Genomic DNA, 15,648 nt, shown 5'->3' on the forward strand with positions numbered 1-15,648 from the left:
CACTGCGGACCGATACCGATGCGCTCGACGCGCTCGGCGACCGTCCGCGCAAGGCCGCACCCGGCCCGGTGCGCACCGCCGATTTACTGCACCGTCTGGGTGTACTCCTGAAGCACCTCGACGACCCGGCCCCGCTGGCGGCCCGGATGGCCCGTCATCTCTCGCGATTGCGGCGGTCCGGGGCGCTCAAACCCATCCTCCTGCCAATGGACGGGCTGCACCGCCTTTCCTGGCGCGCCGGCCTCGTCGCCGCCCTCCTGCCGGAGAAGGTCTCGGCCGCTCTGGCAGGCTGGTATGATAGCGGGTGAGGGCTCATCCTGAGCGACGTCGAAGGATGCCGGAGATGCGAGACGCATCTGCGGATAAAGGCATGAGGGTTTTAACAGAGCGCCTCACCACGGCGTGTCCGTGGTGCCCAGCTCCAGAGGGGGCAACGGGATCCGGCGTCCGGAGATGGATCCCACGGATCCTTCAGCTTCGCTCAGGCCCGTGGGAAAGCGCAGACGGGAAGGAAAGACGAAGACCGGCAGGAAGCCGGGCCCTACTCGTCGCGCTCTTCCTTGTAGCTCGGGGTCTCGTCGGCCTGGTCGGCCGGGCGGCCCGGAATGGCATAGCTGCCCTTGAGCCAGCGCGAGAGATCGACATCGGCGCAGCGCTTCGAACAGAACGGCTTGAACTTCGGGTCCGCCGGGGCCTTCTCGCAAACGGGGCATTTGGATTTGCTCATACGCGCCTCACCATGGACTGTTCGCTCGGATCCTTTTCCACGCTGACCCGGCCGGAAAACGCCTCGGCAATCGCCCGGTCGGCCAGCGGCTTGCGCTCCATATAGGCAGACCGTGCCCGGGGCGACAGGGCGAGGCTGAAAAAGGCTGTGCGGTCGGCCCTGGCCTCGCGCTCGGCGGCGCGGAAGAGGTCGAGCAGCTCGGTCTCGCCGGTGGGATGCCCGGCTTCGTCGAGCAGCCGGTCGGCCATCGGCGCCTCGCCCCAGGCAAGCTTGGCTTCGAGCAGGCCAAAGCGAGAAGGGCGAAGCGCCTCGACAGACCGGCGCGACAAGGCCTTGAAGGATTGGAGGAAAATCTCGCGAAGCTGCTGACCGGCCTCGGCATGGATCGGCGCGATACAGTCGATCACGGCAAGCCCGCCGAGATTGCGCAGGACAAGCTGGCGGGCGGTTTCAGCCACGGCCTCGCGATTGACACTCAGCGCCCGGGCCGCCGCGCTGCCCTTGGTCTGGCGCCCGATCGTGTCGACATCGATGGCGGTGAGCGCCCGGGTCCGGGCGATCTCGATTTCGCCGCCGCCGGCCAGGCCGATTCGGGGCGACAGGGCTTCGTCGAAAGCCTGCTCGACGGCGTCCGGATCGGGCTCCGGCGCGGGGGGCGGATCATCGGGAAGCGAGGCCAGCCAGGCCTCGAAGGCGGGCGGATTTTCGGCCGCGCCCTCGGTGGTGACCGCCCGGGCCAGTTTGCCATGACGCGCCTCGGCCATGATAATCAGGCCGGTCTCGGCGCCCTCGGTGAGATCGGTCGGGCCGCGCACGAAAACGGCCTCGCCGCTTTCAAGCTCGAAGAAGGTGCCGCGATCCTTGGGAGACGCATTCCTGACCCGGCCCTTGGCGAAACTGTTCACCCGGGCCGGTTCACCCATTCCGCCCCAGCGTTCCAGGAAGAGCCGGATGGGCCGGCCAGTCTTGTCGAGCGCGGCAGCCCGAATTTCCCCCGGCGCGCGGTGGATCGCAATCCTGCCGATGCTCATTCGGCCTTGCCGCGAAAGCCTTGGGCGACGACAAAAAGCTCCGGCGATCCGGCCCGGCTGGCCGGGGGTTTGACGTGTTTCACCGTGCGGAACATCTGCTTCATCTGCGCCATCATTTCCGGGGTTGCCCCACCCTGGAAAACCTTGGAGCAAAAGCTGCCGCCGGGGGCGAGATGCTCGCCGGCAAACCAGAGCGCCATCTCCGCCAGCGCGGCGGTGCGAAGGCTGTCGGTCTGCTTGTGGCCGGTGGTATTGGCCGCCATGTCGGAGAGGACAAGATCCGGCGGACCGGAGAGGCCCTGCATCATCTTGTCGACGTCTTCAGGCTCGTTGATATCGCCCTGGACAATATGGGCTCCGGGGATGGGATCGACCGGCAGGAGATCGATCCCGACAATTTCCTTCACGCCCCGGCGCAGGCAGACCTGCAGCCAGCCGCCCGGCGCAGAGCCAAGATCGACCACGCGGCTGGCCCCCTTCAGAAGGCCCGTCTTCTCGTCGATCTCGATCAGCTTGAAGGCCGCCCGCGCCCGGAAATCCTCGGCCTTGGCCCGCTGGACATACGGATCGGAAAGCTGGCGCTCGATCCAGCGCTTGGAGCTTTCATCCTTGGCATGGTACGCGGTAATCTTGCGCTCGCTCATGCGCCGGCCGGACGAGCCTTTCTCGTTCTTCGGCGGGCCTTTCCAGCGGCGTTTTCCATCATCAGCCATCAGCCGGCCTCCACTTCAGTCGCCGGCCCGGCCTTGCGGTTTCGCCGTCCGCCCCGGCGCCGGCGGCGTTTCTTCGGTCCACGCATCATTGAGAGCAGCAGCCCTTCGCGAAGCCCGCGATCGGCCACCCGCATCCGGGCCTGCGGCGCCAGCGCCCAGACCGCCTCGACCAGCGCGCAGCCGGCCAGCATCAGACCAGCGCGGTCTTCCCCGATGGTCGGAAAATCTGCCCGGCCTTCCGGGCCGGCCTCGATCAGTTCCGTCATGGTGGCGTGGCAGCCTTCATGGCTCATCCACTTGCCGTCGACCAGATCGCGGCGATAGCGCTCCAGCCCGAAATAGACCCCGGCCACACAGGTCACCGTACCCGAGGTGCCGATGATATGAGCGGTTTCAGACGACAAGGCCTCGCGCACGCCATGCTTTTCGGCCCAGCGTTCGACATAGTCCTTGGCCTTTTCCAGCATCTGCGGATAGGCCTCGGCCTCGTCGAGATGGCTGAAGGCTTCCGTCAGCGTGACCACCCCCAGCGGGATGCTGGTCCAGGCCTTGATCGGTGGCTTATGCAGCATGCCTTTCAGCCCGAGCTCACGCGCCTTGGCTGCATCGACCAGCGAGAGCTCCGTCGAGCCGCCGCCAATGTCGAGCACCAGGATATGCTCGGCCTTGGGATGGATCAGGTTGTGACAGCCGATCAGCGCCAGCCGGGCTTCTTCCTGTGCGCCGATGACCTTGAAGCTCAACCCGGTCCGCTCCTGTATGGTCTGGATGAATTCGCCCCCGTTCTCGGCCTTGCGGCAGGCTTCGGTCGCGATGCAGCGAATCCGCCCCACCCGCCGGGCCTTGAGCTTCTTCGCAATCGCGTCGAGCGCATTATAGGCCCGGTTCATTGCAGGCTCCGACAGGCGCCCCGTCTGGGCGAGCCCCTCGCCCAGCCTTGCAATCTGCGAATGGGAATCCACCACAGTGAAGCCTCCGCGATGCGGAGCGGCCACCAGCAGGCGGCAATTGTTTGTGCCAAGGTCAACCGCTGCATAGAGCGGTGCCTTTTCTTTTCGGCGCGGCGGCCGGTCATTCGACCGAGGCCTGCGCGATTTTTTTTCAGCCATGTGTGGCCCAAATCTTGTCGGTTGCCGGAAGCTCTATCACATAGAGGGGTGATGGGCCACGGACTGGGCATAGGAAAGCGCATTGCTGCGCTGTTTCGCCGGAAGAAGGGCGAAACCGCTGAGCAGAAAGCGGCAGAGACGGTGGCCGTTTCCCCGGCCGCCTATGAGCAGGACGATACGCATTTCCTCTATAATGCGATCGACAAGCGCCAGGGAAAATTCCAGATCGGCCAGGTCGTCCAGCACCGCATCTACGATTTCCGCGGTGTGATTTTCGACGTCGATCCGATCTTCTCGAACACCGACGAATGGTATGACGCGATCCCGGAAGAAATGCGTCCCTCCAAGGACCAGCCCTATTATCATCTCTTCGCCGAGAACGACAAAACCCACTATGTGGCTTATGTCTCCGAGGGCAATCTCGTGCCGGACGAAAGCGATGCCCCGGTCACCCACCCCGACATTCCGCATTTCTTCGAGCGCACGCCGGACGGTTATACACTGAAGCGCGCCCACACGCACTGAGCGAAGCAAGGACTGTCTGCCAGCGCCCTGCGACAAGGCCCCGACAGACATCCATCATACAAAGGCTAGCGTCAGGCCTTCACGACCTCCTGCTCGATCGCGCCGAAAACGGAATGGCCGGCGGTGTCCTTCACCTCGATGCGAATCGTGTCGCCAACATCCATGAAGGGCGTTTTGGCCTGGCCGTCGCGAATGGTCTCGATCATGCGGATCTCGGCGATACAGGAATATCCGAGCCCCCCATCGGCAACCGGCTTGCCCGCGCCGCCGTCCGGATCCCGGTTGGAGATGGTGCCGGAGCCGATAATCGAACCAGCCCCAAGTGGGCGGGTCTTCGCGGCATGGGCGACCAGGGTGCCGAAATCGAAGGTCATGTCGACATCGCACTGAGGCTTGCCGAAGGCCTTGCCATTATAGGTCGACAACATCGGCAGATGCAGCTTGGCATCCTTCCAGGCCGGGCCAAGAGCCTCCGGTGTTACAGCGACAGGCGAAAAGGCGCTTGAGGGCTTTGACTGGAAAAAGCCGAAGCCTTTGGCGAGTTCGTTCGGGATGAGACCGCGCAGGCTTACATCGTTGCAGATCAGGATCAGCTTGATCTGGTCCAGCGCGGCTTCCCGGCTTGCCCCCATGGGCACATCACCAGTGATCACGCAGACTTCCGCCTCGAAATCGAGCCCCCAGGCCTTGTCCTTCAGCGGGATCGCATCCCGCGGGCCGAGAAAGCTGTCTGAGCCGCCCTGATACATGAGCGGATCGGAATAGAAACTCTCCGGCACTTCAGCCCCGCGCGCCTTCCGGACCAGTTCGACATGGTTGATATAGGCCGAACCGTCAGCCCATTGATAGGCGCGCGGCAAGGGCGAATCGCAATCATGCTCATGGAAGCGCTCGGTCGGCACCGAGCCGACCTCGATCTCTTCGGCCAGTTGGGCCAGTTTCGGCGCAGCGATATCCCAGTCATCCAGCGCGGCCTGAAGCGTCGGCTTGATGTGGCCGGCATCGGTATATTTCGTCAGATCCTTCGAGACGACGACGAGATGGCCATCGCGTCCCTGTTTCAGGCTGGCTAGTTTCATGGGGCGCATCCTTTCCTCAAAATCGGTTTGTGCCACTGCGAAGGGCAGCGCTTCATTTCATTCAGCGCGTTTTGCGTTATAATAGTTGCATGAGCAACCATTTTGAAAAACCCGATCACGCCAGAGAAGACTGGACCATCGATCAAGGCTGGTCGAGCTATTCCGATGAAGAACACGCCGTCTGGGACCTGCTCTACAAGCGCCAGATGGAGGTTCTGCCCGGACGGGCAGCACCGGAATTCATGGAAGGCCTGACGGCGCTCGACCTTGGCAAGGGCGGTATTCCGGAGTTCGAGACGATGTCCGACGAACTCGAGGCCCTGACCGGCTGGCGCGTTGTCGCCGTTCCGGGCCTGGTCCCCGACCAGGTCTTCTTCGACCATCTCGCCAATCGCCGCTTTCCCGCCGGTCAGTTCATCCGCAAGCGCGAGCAGCTGGACTATCTGCAGGAGCCGGATGTCTTCCATGATGTCTTCGGCCATGTGCCGATGCTGACCAATCCGGTCTTCGCCGACTATATGGAAGCCTATGGCAAGGGCGGCCTGCGCAGCCTCAACTATGCCGCGCTGAAGAACCTCGCCGCGCTCTACTGGTATACGGTCGAATTCGGCCTGATCCGCACCGATGAGGGCCTGCGCATCTATGGCGCCGGCATTGTCTCCTCGAAGACAGAAAGCATCTTCGCGCTGGAAGATCCGTCCCCGAACCGGATCGGCTTCGACCTCGAACGGCTGATGCAGACCGATTACCGGATCGACGATTTCCAGCAGACCTATTTCGTCATCGATTCCTATGACCAGCTCTTCCATGCCACTGTCGATACCGACTTCGCGCCTATCTATGAGCGGCTGAAGGGCGAGTTCGAGCATGCCCCGGAAGACGTGCTGGAGGGTGACGAAGTGATCACTCGCGGCACCCAGGCCTATGCCAAGGCCGGCGGGCGGTTTGCCACGGCTGAATAAGCGCTAGATCAAGCCTGAAAGATCCAGCGCTTCCAGCAGCGCCTCGCGCGCAATGCGGCATTCGCTGGCAAGGGCCGGATCGGCGAGGTCTGCCGGGGAGAGCCGGTCGCGATAGGTGCGGCTCACAATATCCTGCAGGGCATCGATCTTGGCTTCGTCCAGCATGACGCCCTGGTGGGCGGACGAAATCTCTTCATCCGTCATGACAACCCTCAGGCGTAGACAGGCCGGCCCGCCGCCATTGCGCATGGACTGGCGCACATCGACATATTGCACCCGCCCGATCGGCCCGTTGCCGGCAACCATCCGCTCGCAGAAGCGCCGCGTGCTCTCAGTTTCCTGCGTCTCCATGGGGGCAAGCAGGACAAGACGGTCCTCACCCGGCCACTGCAGCAGCTGGGAGTTGAACAGATAGGAGGTGATCGCATCCTCCACCGGAACCTCGGCCTGCGGGACCATGACCGGCTTCAGCTCGAAGCGCCCTTCTCCGGCCCGGCGGACAGCGGCCAGCGTGGCCTTGGTGTCCTCGAAGGCCAGCTCGTGGAAGAAGAGCGTGTCCAGCGTGCCGACGCAGACCACGTCATTGTGAAAGGCGCCCGCCTCGATGGCCGCCCGTGCCTGGCGCGCAAAGACAGTGTGATCGGGCGCCAGATGGTGGGCGCGCGCGATGCTTTCGCTGGCAAGCCTTGTCTGGCGCGCCGGAAACCCGACCGTGCTTTCGCCCGCCTCGCGGCCATAGACGAACAGTTCCACGCCGGGGCCGCCATGCTCACCGCAGAGGCGGACATGATTGGCCGCGCCTTCGTCGGCAAAATCGGCATGCGCCGGCAGCGCGCCATGCACGCCGAAGCGGCCTTCATCCTCGAAGATGGAAAGCAGCGTGGCGGTGGTGTCGGGATGCTCGGTCGAGCGATGCAGCATGGTCGAGAGGTTCGTCGCCGTCAGGTGGAGCCGCCCGTCCCCGGTATCGGCCGAAGGCGAGACCGTGGCCGCATTGGCTGCCCACATCGAGCTGGCGCTATAGGCCGCCTTGAGCAGCTGCGGCGCCTGCTTTGCCGCCGCCTCGATGATCTCGGCATCCGAACCGCCAAAGCCGGCCGAAACGAGCAGGTCGAAATTTGGCCGCGGCAAAGGCGGCAAAATGCCCTGCGTGAACCCGGCCCTGACGAGCAGCCGCATCTTCTCCAGCCCCTGCAGGGCCGCCTCGCGCGGATTGGAGAGATCGCCCTCATTCTTCGCGCTGGCGAGATTGCCGGCTGACATGCCGCCATAATTGTGGCTCGGCCCGATCAGGCCATCGAAATTGACTTCACGTGCTGTGCTCATATTCGCCGGGTTACACGGCCCCCCACCGGGAGAAAAGTCATTCCTCGACGCGCGGCGCAGTCAGGCTACAGTTGCCCGGTCCAGATCATGCAAAGGAACCATCCCGTGAAACCCATCCTCCTCGTCACCGCCCTTGCCGCCGCCTGCCTGTTCAGCGCCCAAGCGCAAACCGCCGACCAGGGCTTTGTGAAAGGCCCGGTCTTTGAAGACTACGGTCCCGCAGCCCAGGTCGGTGACGACCTCGCCATCCCGGCGGACCTCGATCTGAAAGTCGCTTTCGACATCTCGGAAGGCTCAGAAGACGGCAAGATCAACCGCCGCTTTGAAACCGTCGCGCGCTTCATGAACATGCATGCCACTGCTGGCGTGCCGCGCGACCAGCTCCATCCGGCCATCGTCGTGCACGGCGCTGCATCGAAGGATCTCCTGCAGCCCGAAGCCGGCAGCGAAGCATCGCCGACCTACGGCCTGATCCGGGCCCTGCTGGACGAAGGCGTGCCGATCTATCTTTGCGGGCAAACGGTCGCCGTCAGGGGTATCGACGAGGAAGATCTGATACCCGGCGTGCAGGTTGCCCTCTCCGCCATGACGGCGCATGCCGTCCTCGCCAGCGAAGGCTATTCGCTGAACCCGTTCTAGGTCTGAACGTAGAGAGCCCCGCTGCCCTCGGGGGCAACGGGGCTCTTTTCATGCCGAGCTGAGCGGTTTTCCGCGCGGCCTTATTTCGGAAAGCCCTGCGCCCCGAGACGTCCAGCCTTGTCGGCGACCTGGCTCGCCTGCGGCCAGGCGCAATAGTCAGCCGCATAATAGGCGCCGGGCCGGAAATTACCCGAAAGCCCCGGACCGCCAAACGGCATATTGCCCGCCGCGCCAACCGTCGGCCGGTTCCGGTTCAGGATGCCGGCGCGAAGCTCGTTATGGACTTTCAGCCAGAGCGCATCCTCGTCGCTGACAAGGCCGCCGGACAGGCCGAAGCGCGTATCATTGGCCCGGGCAAGCGCGGTGTCGAAATCCTTCACCCGGCAGACCTGCATGAGCGGGCCGAACAGCTCCTCATCCGGAATGTTGCTGGCATTGGTGACGTCGATCACGCCCGCCGTCACGAAACCGCCACCCCGGTCCATGCGCTTCAGGCGGCGCAGCGGCTTGCCGCCTGCCTTGGACAGCATGGTCTGAAAATCAACAGCGGCCTGAGCCGCATCCTCAGAGACAAGCGGTCCCATGAAGATGTCGTCTTCATCCCAGGCGCCGATCCGCAGGCCGCGGGCACGCTCGACGATCGCCTCGACGACCGCGTCACCGAACTTGCCTTCGGGCACGAAAACGCGGCGCGCGCAGGTACAGCGCTGACCGGTGCTGAGATAGGCTGACTGGGCGGCAATGTCGGCAGCCGCCTCAACGTCAGCCGGATCCCAGACGATGAGCGGATTGTTGCCGCCCATCTCCAGTGCGAGAATCACATCCGGGCGTCCGGCAAAATGCCGGTGGAAGGCCATGCCGGTCTTCGCCGAGCCGGTAAAGAGCAGGCCATTGATGTCGCCGTCGAGCAGCGCCGCGCCGGTCTGGCGCCCGCCATGGACAACGTTCAGGACACCTTCCGGCAGGCCGGCGGCTTCGAAACACTCCACCATGATCGCGGCCACGCTGGGCGCGAGTTCGGAGGGTTTGAAGACGCAGGTATTGCCCGCCAGAAGCGCCGGAATAATGTGCCCATTGGGCAGGTGTCCCGGGAAGTTGAAGGGGCCGAAAACGCCCATCACGCCATGCGGGCGATGGGTCAGATGGGCCGCGCCGAAAGCTGTCTCGCCTGAACGGCCGCCAGCACGCTCAACCTGGGCCTTGATGGAGACGGCAATCTTGCCCTTCATCGCGCCGGCTTCATTGAGCGAATCCCACTTCGCCTTGCCCATGTCGCGGCTGATGGCCTGCGCGATTTCCTCGCTCCGCTTGCCGATTTCCTCGGCATAGGCTTCCAGAATATGGGTCCGGTCATGCTGCGGCATGTGCCGCCAGGCGGGACCGGCGGCATGCGCGGCTTCGATCGCCGTATTAACCTGGGCCGGGCTCGCCGCCTGGCCTTCCCAGCTTGTCTCACCGGTGGCCGGACAGGTCTTCTCGAACCAGTCGCCTTCGCCGTCCTGCCACTTGCCTGAAAGATAGGCGCCTTTCGCCATGATCAGCTCCTCAACCAGAGTCTTGCCGTGTCGCCGGGAGAAAGTTTCAGCCGGTCGAGCACATCCTCGGAGGTCACGAAGACCGAGTCGCCGCGGAATTCTCCATCCGCCATCGTGACCCGGATATCCGAGGGGTTATCGTTTGAAACCAGACCGCTGCGCCCATTGGCTTCACCGGTCTCGAGCGTCACCACCCGGCTCTCGCGGATCGTCCGGATGAGACTGCGCGGGGCGGTCACGAGCGGGCCGCCATCGAAAATGTCGACAGTGCGGTCGAACTTGAACCCTTCCCACTCGAGCAGCTTGAAGGCCCCGACCCCGTCGGAATGGACCCGCCCGATCACCTCGCGCGCCTCCGGCGGCAGGAGATCGACATAGATCGGATAGTTCGGCATCAGATCGAGAATGAACTGATTGTCCGTCGTCGCCGACAGGATGTCGGCTTCGGTAAAGTCCATACGGAAGAAGTGCCGCCCGATGGCATCCCAGAAGGGCGTGTTGCCCTTGGCATCCACCACGCCGCGCAGCTCCGCCAGCACCGTGTCACCGAAGCGTTCGGGGGCCGACGCCATCAGCAGGTAGCGCGACTGGGCAAGCAACCGCCCGGCCCCGCCGCCGCGATGGGCCTGGCGCAGGAACAGCGTGCCGACCTCGGTATAGCCGACATATTCATTGGTCAGGACCAGAAGGTCCATGTCGAAGCGCCGCTCGGCGGCATAGCTTGCCTGGGCGATGGTGAGGATGCGGTAGTTGAAGAAGGGCTGGTCGATGCCGACCCCGGCCTTCACCGCGCTGCATCCACCGACCTCGCCCGTCTCATGATCGACCAGCATCATGAGATACTTGCCGTATTGCGGCTGGTCGAGATCGCCCGCAAAGGACTTCTCGGACTTTTCCAGCCGCTCCCGCATGATGCGCTCGTGCACGGGCAGGCTGGTAAAGCCCGGCCCGGACTCGCTGGCGAGCAGCATCAGGTCATCGAAATCGTCCAGCCGCGCCGGGCGCATGACATAGGACGAACTCATGCCATCATCGCCTTGATCTTGGCGGCATCGATCCGGCCATCTGCCAGCCGGTTGAGCAGAAGGGCCGAAAGACTTGCCCGTTCCACGAAACTCGACATGATCACATATTCCTCATTCGAATGAATCCGGCCGCCCATGACGCCCAGCGTATCGACATTGGGCACACCGGCGGCGAAGATGTTGTTGCCTTCACAGACCCCGCCCGTATCCACGAATTCCAGCTCTAGGTCGAGGGCCTTACCCGTTTCAGCCACAGCAGAAAACAAGGCCTGCTGCGCCTCGTTGCGCGGCTTCGGCGGACGGTAGAATCCACCATGCAGATGGCCCGATATGCCGTCGCGGGCCTTGGCTTCGCGGAAGATGCGCTCGACCTCCCATGTCGCCCATTGCGCTGCATCGGCATCGGGGGCCCGCGCCCCGAACCGGACAATCGCCAGGTCCGGCACGATGTTGACCGGGCCGCCGCCTTCGATCGCGCCGACATTGAAGGAGACGCCCTCACGGCGATTGTTCAGGGCTTCGAGGTCGACCACCATATGGGCGGCTGCCTCAAGCGCGCTGCGCCCGTCTTCCTTGGCACGCCCGGCATGCGCCGAACGCCCGTGCAGGACCACATCGAAGACCGCCGAGCCCTTCCGGCCACCGGACATGGCGCCGGTGTCCATGCAGGGCTCATAAGTCATCCCGATCATCGGGCCGGACTGGGCAACCTGTTTCAGGAAGGTGGCACTCGCGAAGTTGCCGATCTCCTCATCCGGCGAGATCACGATCTGGTAGCCCAGCTTGTCCTTGAGCGGGCCGGCCTCGAACGCCTCCAGCGCGCCTAGCATGACCGAGAGGCCGCCTTTCATGTCGGCAAGGCCGGGCCCGTTCAGGCGCCCGTCTTCCAGATCGGTTATTCTGGTGAACGTGCCATCGGGAAAAACGGTATCATAGTGGCCGCTCATGATGACCTGCACTGGTGCGTCCGGACGGGCACCGACCCGCAGCACCGGCCCGGTCTCGAAATCCTCGGCCTCGCCCTTTGCATTGACCTTCTCGAAAGGCTGAGTCCGCTCCAGCGTCACCTCGGCATCGAGGGCGGAAAAGGCCTCGGCAAGCTTCGGCGCGAGGGCATCAAGGCCCGCCTTGTTCCAGCTGCCCGTATTGATTTCAGCCCATTCCAGGGTCCGCGATTGCATGCGCTTTTCTGCGTCCGCGATCCGCTCGCAGACGGCCTCGTCTTCCGAGGTCTTTTTCGTCAAGTCAGTCATGTCTCTTGGTTTCATGGCCCGTCACCTCCTGCAAGTCTGCGTCTGTCGTAAGCCGCTGCGCGCTGCCAAAGGTCACGATTGGTTAACCTTGTGTTGGGGTCCTTCTGAGACTGAGGACATAACACTCAGAATCGGAGACTGCCACTATGCCAATTCGTGCTGCGCTTTTGCTATCTGTGGGCCTTGCAGCAAGCCTTCCGGCCCTTGCCGATGACGGCTGGACGGGAGAAGGGTCCTTCAGTGCTGGCTACACAACAGGGAACACTGAAACCACAGACGTCGGCCTGGGGCTCGACCTCACCCGCGAGGATGGCCCCTGGACGGTCATGACGGAAGCCGCCGTCGACTATGGCGAAACCGATTCGGTGGAGACGAAGAACCGCTTCTTCGTGGCCGGCGAAGTCGACCGCCTTGTCGGCGAGAAACTGTTCGGCTTCGTCCGCAGCTCCTATGAGCAAGACCAGTTCTCAGGCTTCGATTCCCGCCTGTTCGTCGGCGGCGGTCTCGGCTATCCGATCTTTGACGAGGAGCCTGTTTTCTGGTCGGTCAAGGCCGGTCCCGGTCTCAAGGTCGATGAGGTGAAGCGCACAACCGTCATCGTCGACGGAACGCCCGTCGTCCGGCCCGCCACGACAGAGGAGTCCCTCTCCTTCATCGGCAATTCGGCCTTCACCTACGAATTCAACGATGCGGTCAAACTGACCAACGACACCAATGTGATCTACGCTCAGGAATCGACGCAGATCGGCAATGTCATTGCGCTTACAGCCGCCCTGACGGACACCCTGTCGGCACGGTTCTCCGTCGATGTCCGCCATGACACCAACCCGCCGGCCGGGTTCGAGGCGACGGACACCGCGACAAAGGCATCCGTCGTCTACTCGTTTGGCGGCTAGACCGCTTCCAGCGCCTGTTCCAGGTCTGCCAGCAGGTCTTCAGGCGCTTCAATCCCGACCGAAAAACGCACCAGGCCGTCGGTGAAGCCGATCCGCTTGCGGATCGCTTCATCGACGCCGGAATGGGTCGTCGAGCCCGGATGGCACATCAGGCTTTCCGTGCCGCCAAGGCTGACGGCGAGCTTGATGAGCTGCAGATTGTCCAGCATGCGGAACGCGGCTTCCTTGCCGCCCTTCACATCGAAGGAAAAGGTGGAGCCGGCCGCCTCGCACTGCTCGTCATAGACCTTCCGCTGCGGGTCGCCTTCCTCGAAGAAGGCCGGATACATCATCTTCCCGATCTTCGGGTGATCGCGGAGGTATTCGGCACAGATGCGGGCATTGTCGAACGCCTTCTCCATGCGCAGACGCACCGTTTCCAGCGAGCGGGTCACGAGCCAGCATGTATGGGCGTCCAGCGTCGTGCCGAGATAGTTGCGCACTCGGCGGATCTTGGTGATGACCTCGTGGCTGCCAATGGCCGCCCCGGCCACAAGGTCCGAGTGTCCGCCGATATATTTGGTCAGCGAGTAGAGGGCGAGATCGGCACCGTGCTTCAGGGGGACGTGGCCGATCGGGCCCATCATCGTATTGTCACACATGATGAGCGGGCGGTGACCGGTCTCCTTCTCGATCGTGTCGGCAACGCGCTTGCAGGCTTCGATGTCGACGAGCGCGCAGGTCGGATTGGCCGGCGACTCGGTGAAGATCACGCTGAGTGGGCCTGCCTTGGCGGCTTCGCGCGCCTTTGCCAGGATCTGCTCCTCGCTTGCCCAGGCATCGATCTCGAACGGGGTCACGCCAAAGTCCGGCATGAAGGTCCGCATGAAGACTTCGGTGCCGCCATAAAGCGGGCTGGAATGGAGAATGCTCGTTCCGGCTCCGGCACAGGCGAGCAGCGCAGTCGTGATCGCCCCCATGCCGGAGGAAAAGACGAGCGCATGATCGCCGGCGTCATAAAGGGTCAGCCGGTCTTCCAAGACTTCCATATTCGGATTGTTGAAGCGGGTATAGATCAGGTCCGCTTCTTCCGGGTCGCCCTCCTCGCGCTTGCCGGCGAGCTGACGGAACAGCGCTTCGCCATCGCGGGCAGACTTGAAGGCGAAAGTCGACGTCATGAAGATCGGCGGCTTGATTGAGCCTTCCGACATGGCCGGATCGAAGCCGTAGCCCATGACCAGCGATTCGGGTCGCAGGACGTGATCACCAATCTTGCGCTTGCGATAGGGCTTGTCTGGTTTGCTCATCTGACCGTCCTTTCCTTCAGAGAAGTTTCAATTGGAACCATTTTTCGTCACACAGGCAACCGTGCGCCAACGGTACCAATGAAAAACCCCGGCACGCGGCCGGGGTTCATTCGTCTCTTGTCTGAATGTCAGCCGATCAGCTGCCGCCGAGTTTCTCGAACTCTTCGCGGGCCGCGGCCAGACGCTCATCAACCGTCGCGCACTCTTCCGGCGCATTGCCTTCACCGAGCACTTCAAGCTGATCGCAACGCTTCTTCTCGTTGAGGGTATCCTGAACGAGGCTCTGGGCTTCAAACCGGACAAGCGCCGCTTCTGTGCGCTCTTCGGATTCCATGAATTGCAGCCAGCCGCGGCCGCCGCGATTGTTCGCATTGCGGAACGCCTCGCTGGCACCTTCCCGGTCATCGCGCTCATAGCGGGACTGGCCGACCAGAACCCAGGCAAGGCCACGGTCCTTGATGCCACCCTTGTTGATCGCCTTGATCAGCGCGTCTTCGGCCTTCGCCCATTCCTGCAGCTCGGCATAGGAACGGCCAAGACGCTCATACATGGCGCCGCTGTCGGACATTTCGGCGGCCTGCTCGATCACCGGGATCGCTTTGTCGAACTCGCGTGAGACCTGGTAAAGGTTCGCCAGCAGCTCCATCCGCTCATAGTTCTTGGTGATGCGGCCGGCATTCATTTCCTTCTCGAGGATCTGGGCGGCGTGGTACGGGACGTTGAACCGGTTGTAGAAGTTCACAACCCGCATCAGCTCGTCTTCCTTCTGGAGGATGCCGCCGAGATACATGGCCTTCTGAACCTCGAACGCCTTGCGCTCTTCATTGGCGGCGAAATAGTCACCGGCAATGGCATCCCAGAGCTTGCGCTCGTTCGGGTTGCGCGCCAGCAGCTTCTCAAGGAGCGCCGCCTTCTTGGCCCGCTGGCCCGTCGCGTCATAAAGATAGATCAGGAAGTCATAGACTTCGCGCTCAGCACCGTCGCCATCAATCTCGAAAACACGCTCGGCCCATTTCAGGGCTTCCTGATTGTTCTCGAGCTTCTGGTTGACCACCGCCAGGCGCCACATGTCATCGCGGTCCGGATCACCACCGGAGCTCATCCACTTGTCGGCATAATCCAGCGCCTTCTCCAGATTGTTCTGGCTCAGATAGATCTGGAAAATGTTGTAATAGGTCTTCGATTTCTCGCTGTCGGGAATGTAGCCCTGATTGATCGCGCCCTCGAGATCCTGAACGGCGCCGGCATAATCACCGGCCTCGATCTTGATGGCCGCGCCCAGTTTCAGCACAGCGCCCTGTTCATAACAGTTGAGGTCCATGGCTTCGAGCTTGCGAAGCTGCTGCAGGGCCGCCTGCGCATTGTCATTCTGGAGAAGCTCGGTTTCAGCCTTGAGATAGATCTCGCCCGGCTTTGAACTGAATTCGGTGGCTTCACACTGTGCGCCCTGCGCGACGGCAGCCCCGGCACCCATGCACGAGACGGCGCCAACCACAACTGCGCCTTTCAAGATCGCTCTAAATCCCATGGTGTCTCACTCCT

General features: G+C 63.0%; 16 protein-coding genes. 5 read left to right on the top strand and 11 right to left on the bottom strand.

The window, feature by feature from the left end:
* Positions 1-308: hypothetical protein (locus B8784_RS21700; RefSeq protein ID WP_158085570.1), on the top strand; the 308-nt coding region annotated here is incomplete at its 5' end.
* Positions 309-541: 233 nt separating this feature from the next.
* Here the strand turns inward: B8784_RS21700 and B8784_RS18940 are convergent.
* Genes B8784_RS18940 through B8784_RS18955 form a run of 4 tightly spaced genes read right to left on the bottom strand, consistent with a single transcriptional unit; the run spans position 542 to position 3,580 of the window.
* Positions 542-727 (bottom strand): DNA gyrase inhibitor YacG, encoded by a 186-nt coding sequence (locus tag B8784_RS18940; protein ID WP_084399580.1) that lies wholly within the window; start codon positions 725-727, stop codon positions 542-544.
* On the bottom strand, positions 724-1,758 hold the full coding sequence (locus tag B8784_RS18945; protein WP_084399582.1) for a ribonuclease E/G: 1,035 nt from the start codon (positions 1,756-1,758) through the stop codon (positions 724-726). Before B8784_RS18945 ends, B8784_RS18940 begins: the two co-directional genes overlap by 4 nt.
* Positions 1,755-2,471: an RlmE family RNA methyltransferase gene (locus tag B8784_RS18950; RefSeq protein WP_084399585.1), complete on the bottom strand. Its 717-nt coding sequence runs from the start codon at positions 2,469-2,471 to the stop codon at positions 1,755-1,757. The genes B8784_RS18945 and B8784_RS18950 overlap by 4 nt, the downstream gene beginning before the upstream one ends.
* Entirely contained in the window at positions 2,471-3,580 is a 1,110-nt protein-coding gene (locus B8784_RS18955; RefSeq protein ID WP_084399587.1) for a Ppx/GppA phosphatase family protein, read from the bottom strand. The genes B8784_RS18950 and B8784_RS18955 overlap by 1 nt, the downstream gene beginning before the upstream one ends.
* A gap of 51 nt (positions 3,581-3,631) precedes the next feature.
* On the opposite strand from B8784_RS18955, the gene hspQ reads away from it, so the two are divergent.
* Positions 3,632-4,105 (top strand): heat shock protein HspQ, encoded by a 474-nt coding sequence (hspQ, locus tag B8784_RS18960; protein WP_084399589.1) that lies wholly within the window; start codon positions 3,632-3,634, stop codon positions 4,103-4,105.
* A 71-nt stretch (positions 4,106-4,176) separates the two neighbouring features.
* Here hspQ and B8784_RS18965 read toward each other — a convergent pair whose 3' ends face one another.
* Entirely contained in the window at positions 4,177-5,184 is a 1,008-nt protein-coding gene (locus B8784_RS18965; RefSeq protein ID WP_084399633.1) for a fumarylacetoacetate hydrolase family protein, read from the bottom strand.
* A gap of 89 nt (positions 5,185-5,273) precedes the next feature.
* Here B8784_RS18965 and phhA point away from each other — a divergent pair, with 89 nt between their 5' ends.
* A complete protein-coding gene (gene phhA, locus B8784_RS18970) occupies positions 5,274-6,146 on the top strand; it encodes a phenylalanine 4-monooxygenase (RefSeq protein ID WP_084399591.1) in 873 nt (290 codons plus the stop codon).
* A gap of 3 nt (positions 6,147-6,149) precedes the next feature.
* Here the strand turns inward: phhA and B8784_RS18975 are convergent, their stop codons facing one another.
* The gene (locus B8784_RS18975; RefSeq protein ID WP_084399594.1) at positions 6,150-7,472 is read right to left on the bottom strand and encodes an N-succinylarginine dihydrolase; all 1,323 of its coding nucleotides are present in this window, start codon (positions 7,470-7,472) and stop codon (positions 6,150-6,152) included.
* A 105-nt stretch (positions 7,473-7,577) separates the two neighbouring features.
* Here B8784_RS18975 and B8784_RS18980 point away from each other — a divergent pair, with 105 nt between their 5' ends.
* Complete coding sequence (locus B8784_RS18980; RefSeq protein ID WP_233356244.1) at positions 7,578-8,111, top strand: DsrE family protein; 534 nt, start codon at positions 7,578-7,580, stop codon at positions 8,109-8,111.
* Between the two features lie 80 nt (positions 8,112-8,191).
* Here B8784_RS18980 and astD read toward each other — a convergent pair whose 3' ends face one another.
* The 3 genes from astD to B8784_RS18995 are packed head-to-tail and all read right to left on the bottom strand — an operon-like array spanning position 8,192 to position 11,924.
* Positions 8,192-9,646 (bottom strand): succinylglutamate-semialdehyde dehydrogenase, encoded by a 1,455-nt coding sequence (gene astD / locus B8784_RS18985; RefSeq protein WP_084399597.1) that lies wholly within the window; start codon positions 9,644-9,646, stop codon positions 8,192-8,194.
* Positions 9,647-9,648: 2 nt separating this feature from the next.
* On the bottom strand, positions 9,649-10,671 hold the full coding sequence (locus tag B8784_RS18990; protein ID WP_084399599.1) for an arginine N-succinyltransferase: 1,023 nt from the start codon (positions 10,669-10,671) through the stop codon (positions 9,649-9,651).
* Entirely contained in the window at positions 10,668-11,924 is a 1,257-nt protein-coding gene (locus B8784_RS18995) for a hydrolase (protein WP_084399601.1), read from the bottom strand. The genes B8784_RS18990 and B8784_RS18995 overlap by 4 nt, the downstream gene beginning before the upstream one ends.
* A gap of 146 nt (positions 11,925-12,070) precedes the next feature.
* On the opposite strand from B8784_RS18995, the gene B8784_RS19000 reads away from it, so the two are divergent.
* Positions 12,071-12,820, top strand: a complete 750-nt coding sequence (locus B8784_RS19000; protein ID WP_084399603.1) for a DUF481 domain-containing protein — start codon at positions 12,071-12,073, stop codon at positions 12,818-12,820.
* Here the strand turns inward: B8784_RS19000 and B8784_RS19005 are convergent.
* Both B8784_RS19005 and B8784_RS19010 read right to left on the bottom strand, forming a co-directional pair.
* Positions 12,817-14,106: a cystathionine gamma-synthase family protein gene (locus B8784_RS19005; RefSeq protein ID WP_084399605.1), complete on the bottom strand. Its 1,290-nt coding sequence runs from the start codon at positions 14,104-14,106 to the stop codon at positions 12,817-12,819. The genes B8784_RS19000 and B8784_RS19005 overlap by 4 nt on opposite strands.
* A gap of 136 nt (positions 14,107-14,242) precedes the next feature.
* Positions 14,243-15,634: a tetratricopeptide repeat protein gene (locus tag B8784_RS19010; RefSeq protein WP_233356245.1), complete on the bottom strand. Its 1,392-nt coding sequence runs from the start codon at positions 15,632-15,634 to the stop codon at positions 14,243-14,245.
* Positions 15,635-15,648 lie beyond the last annotated feature (14 nt).

Source organism: Henriciella aquimarina (assembly GCF_002088975.1).
Taxonomy (GTDB): domain Bacteria; phylum Pseudomonadota; class Alphaproteobacteria; order Caulobacterales; family Hyphomonadaceae; genus Henriciella; species Henriciella aquimarina.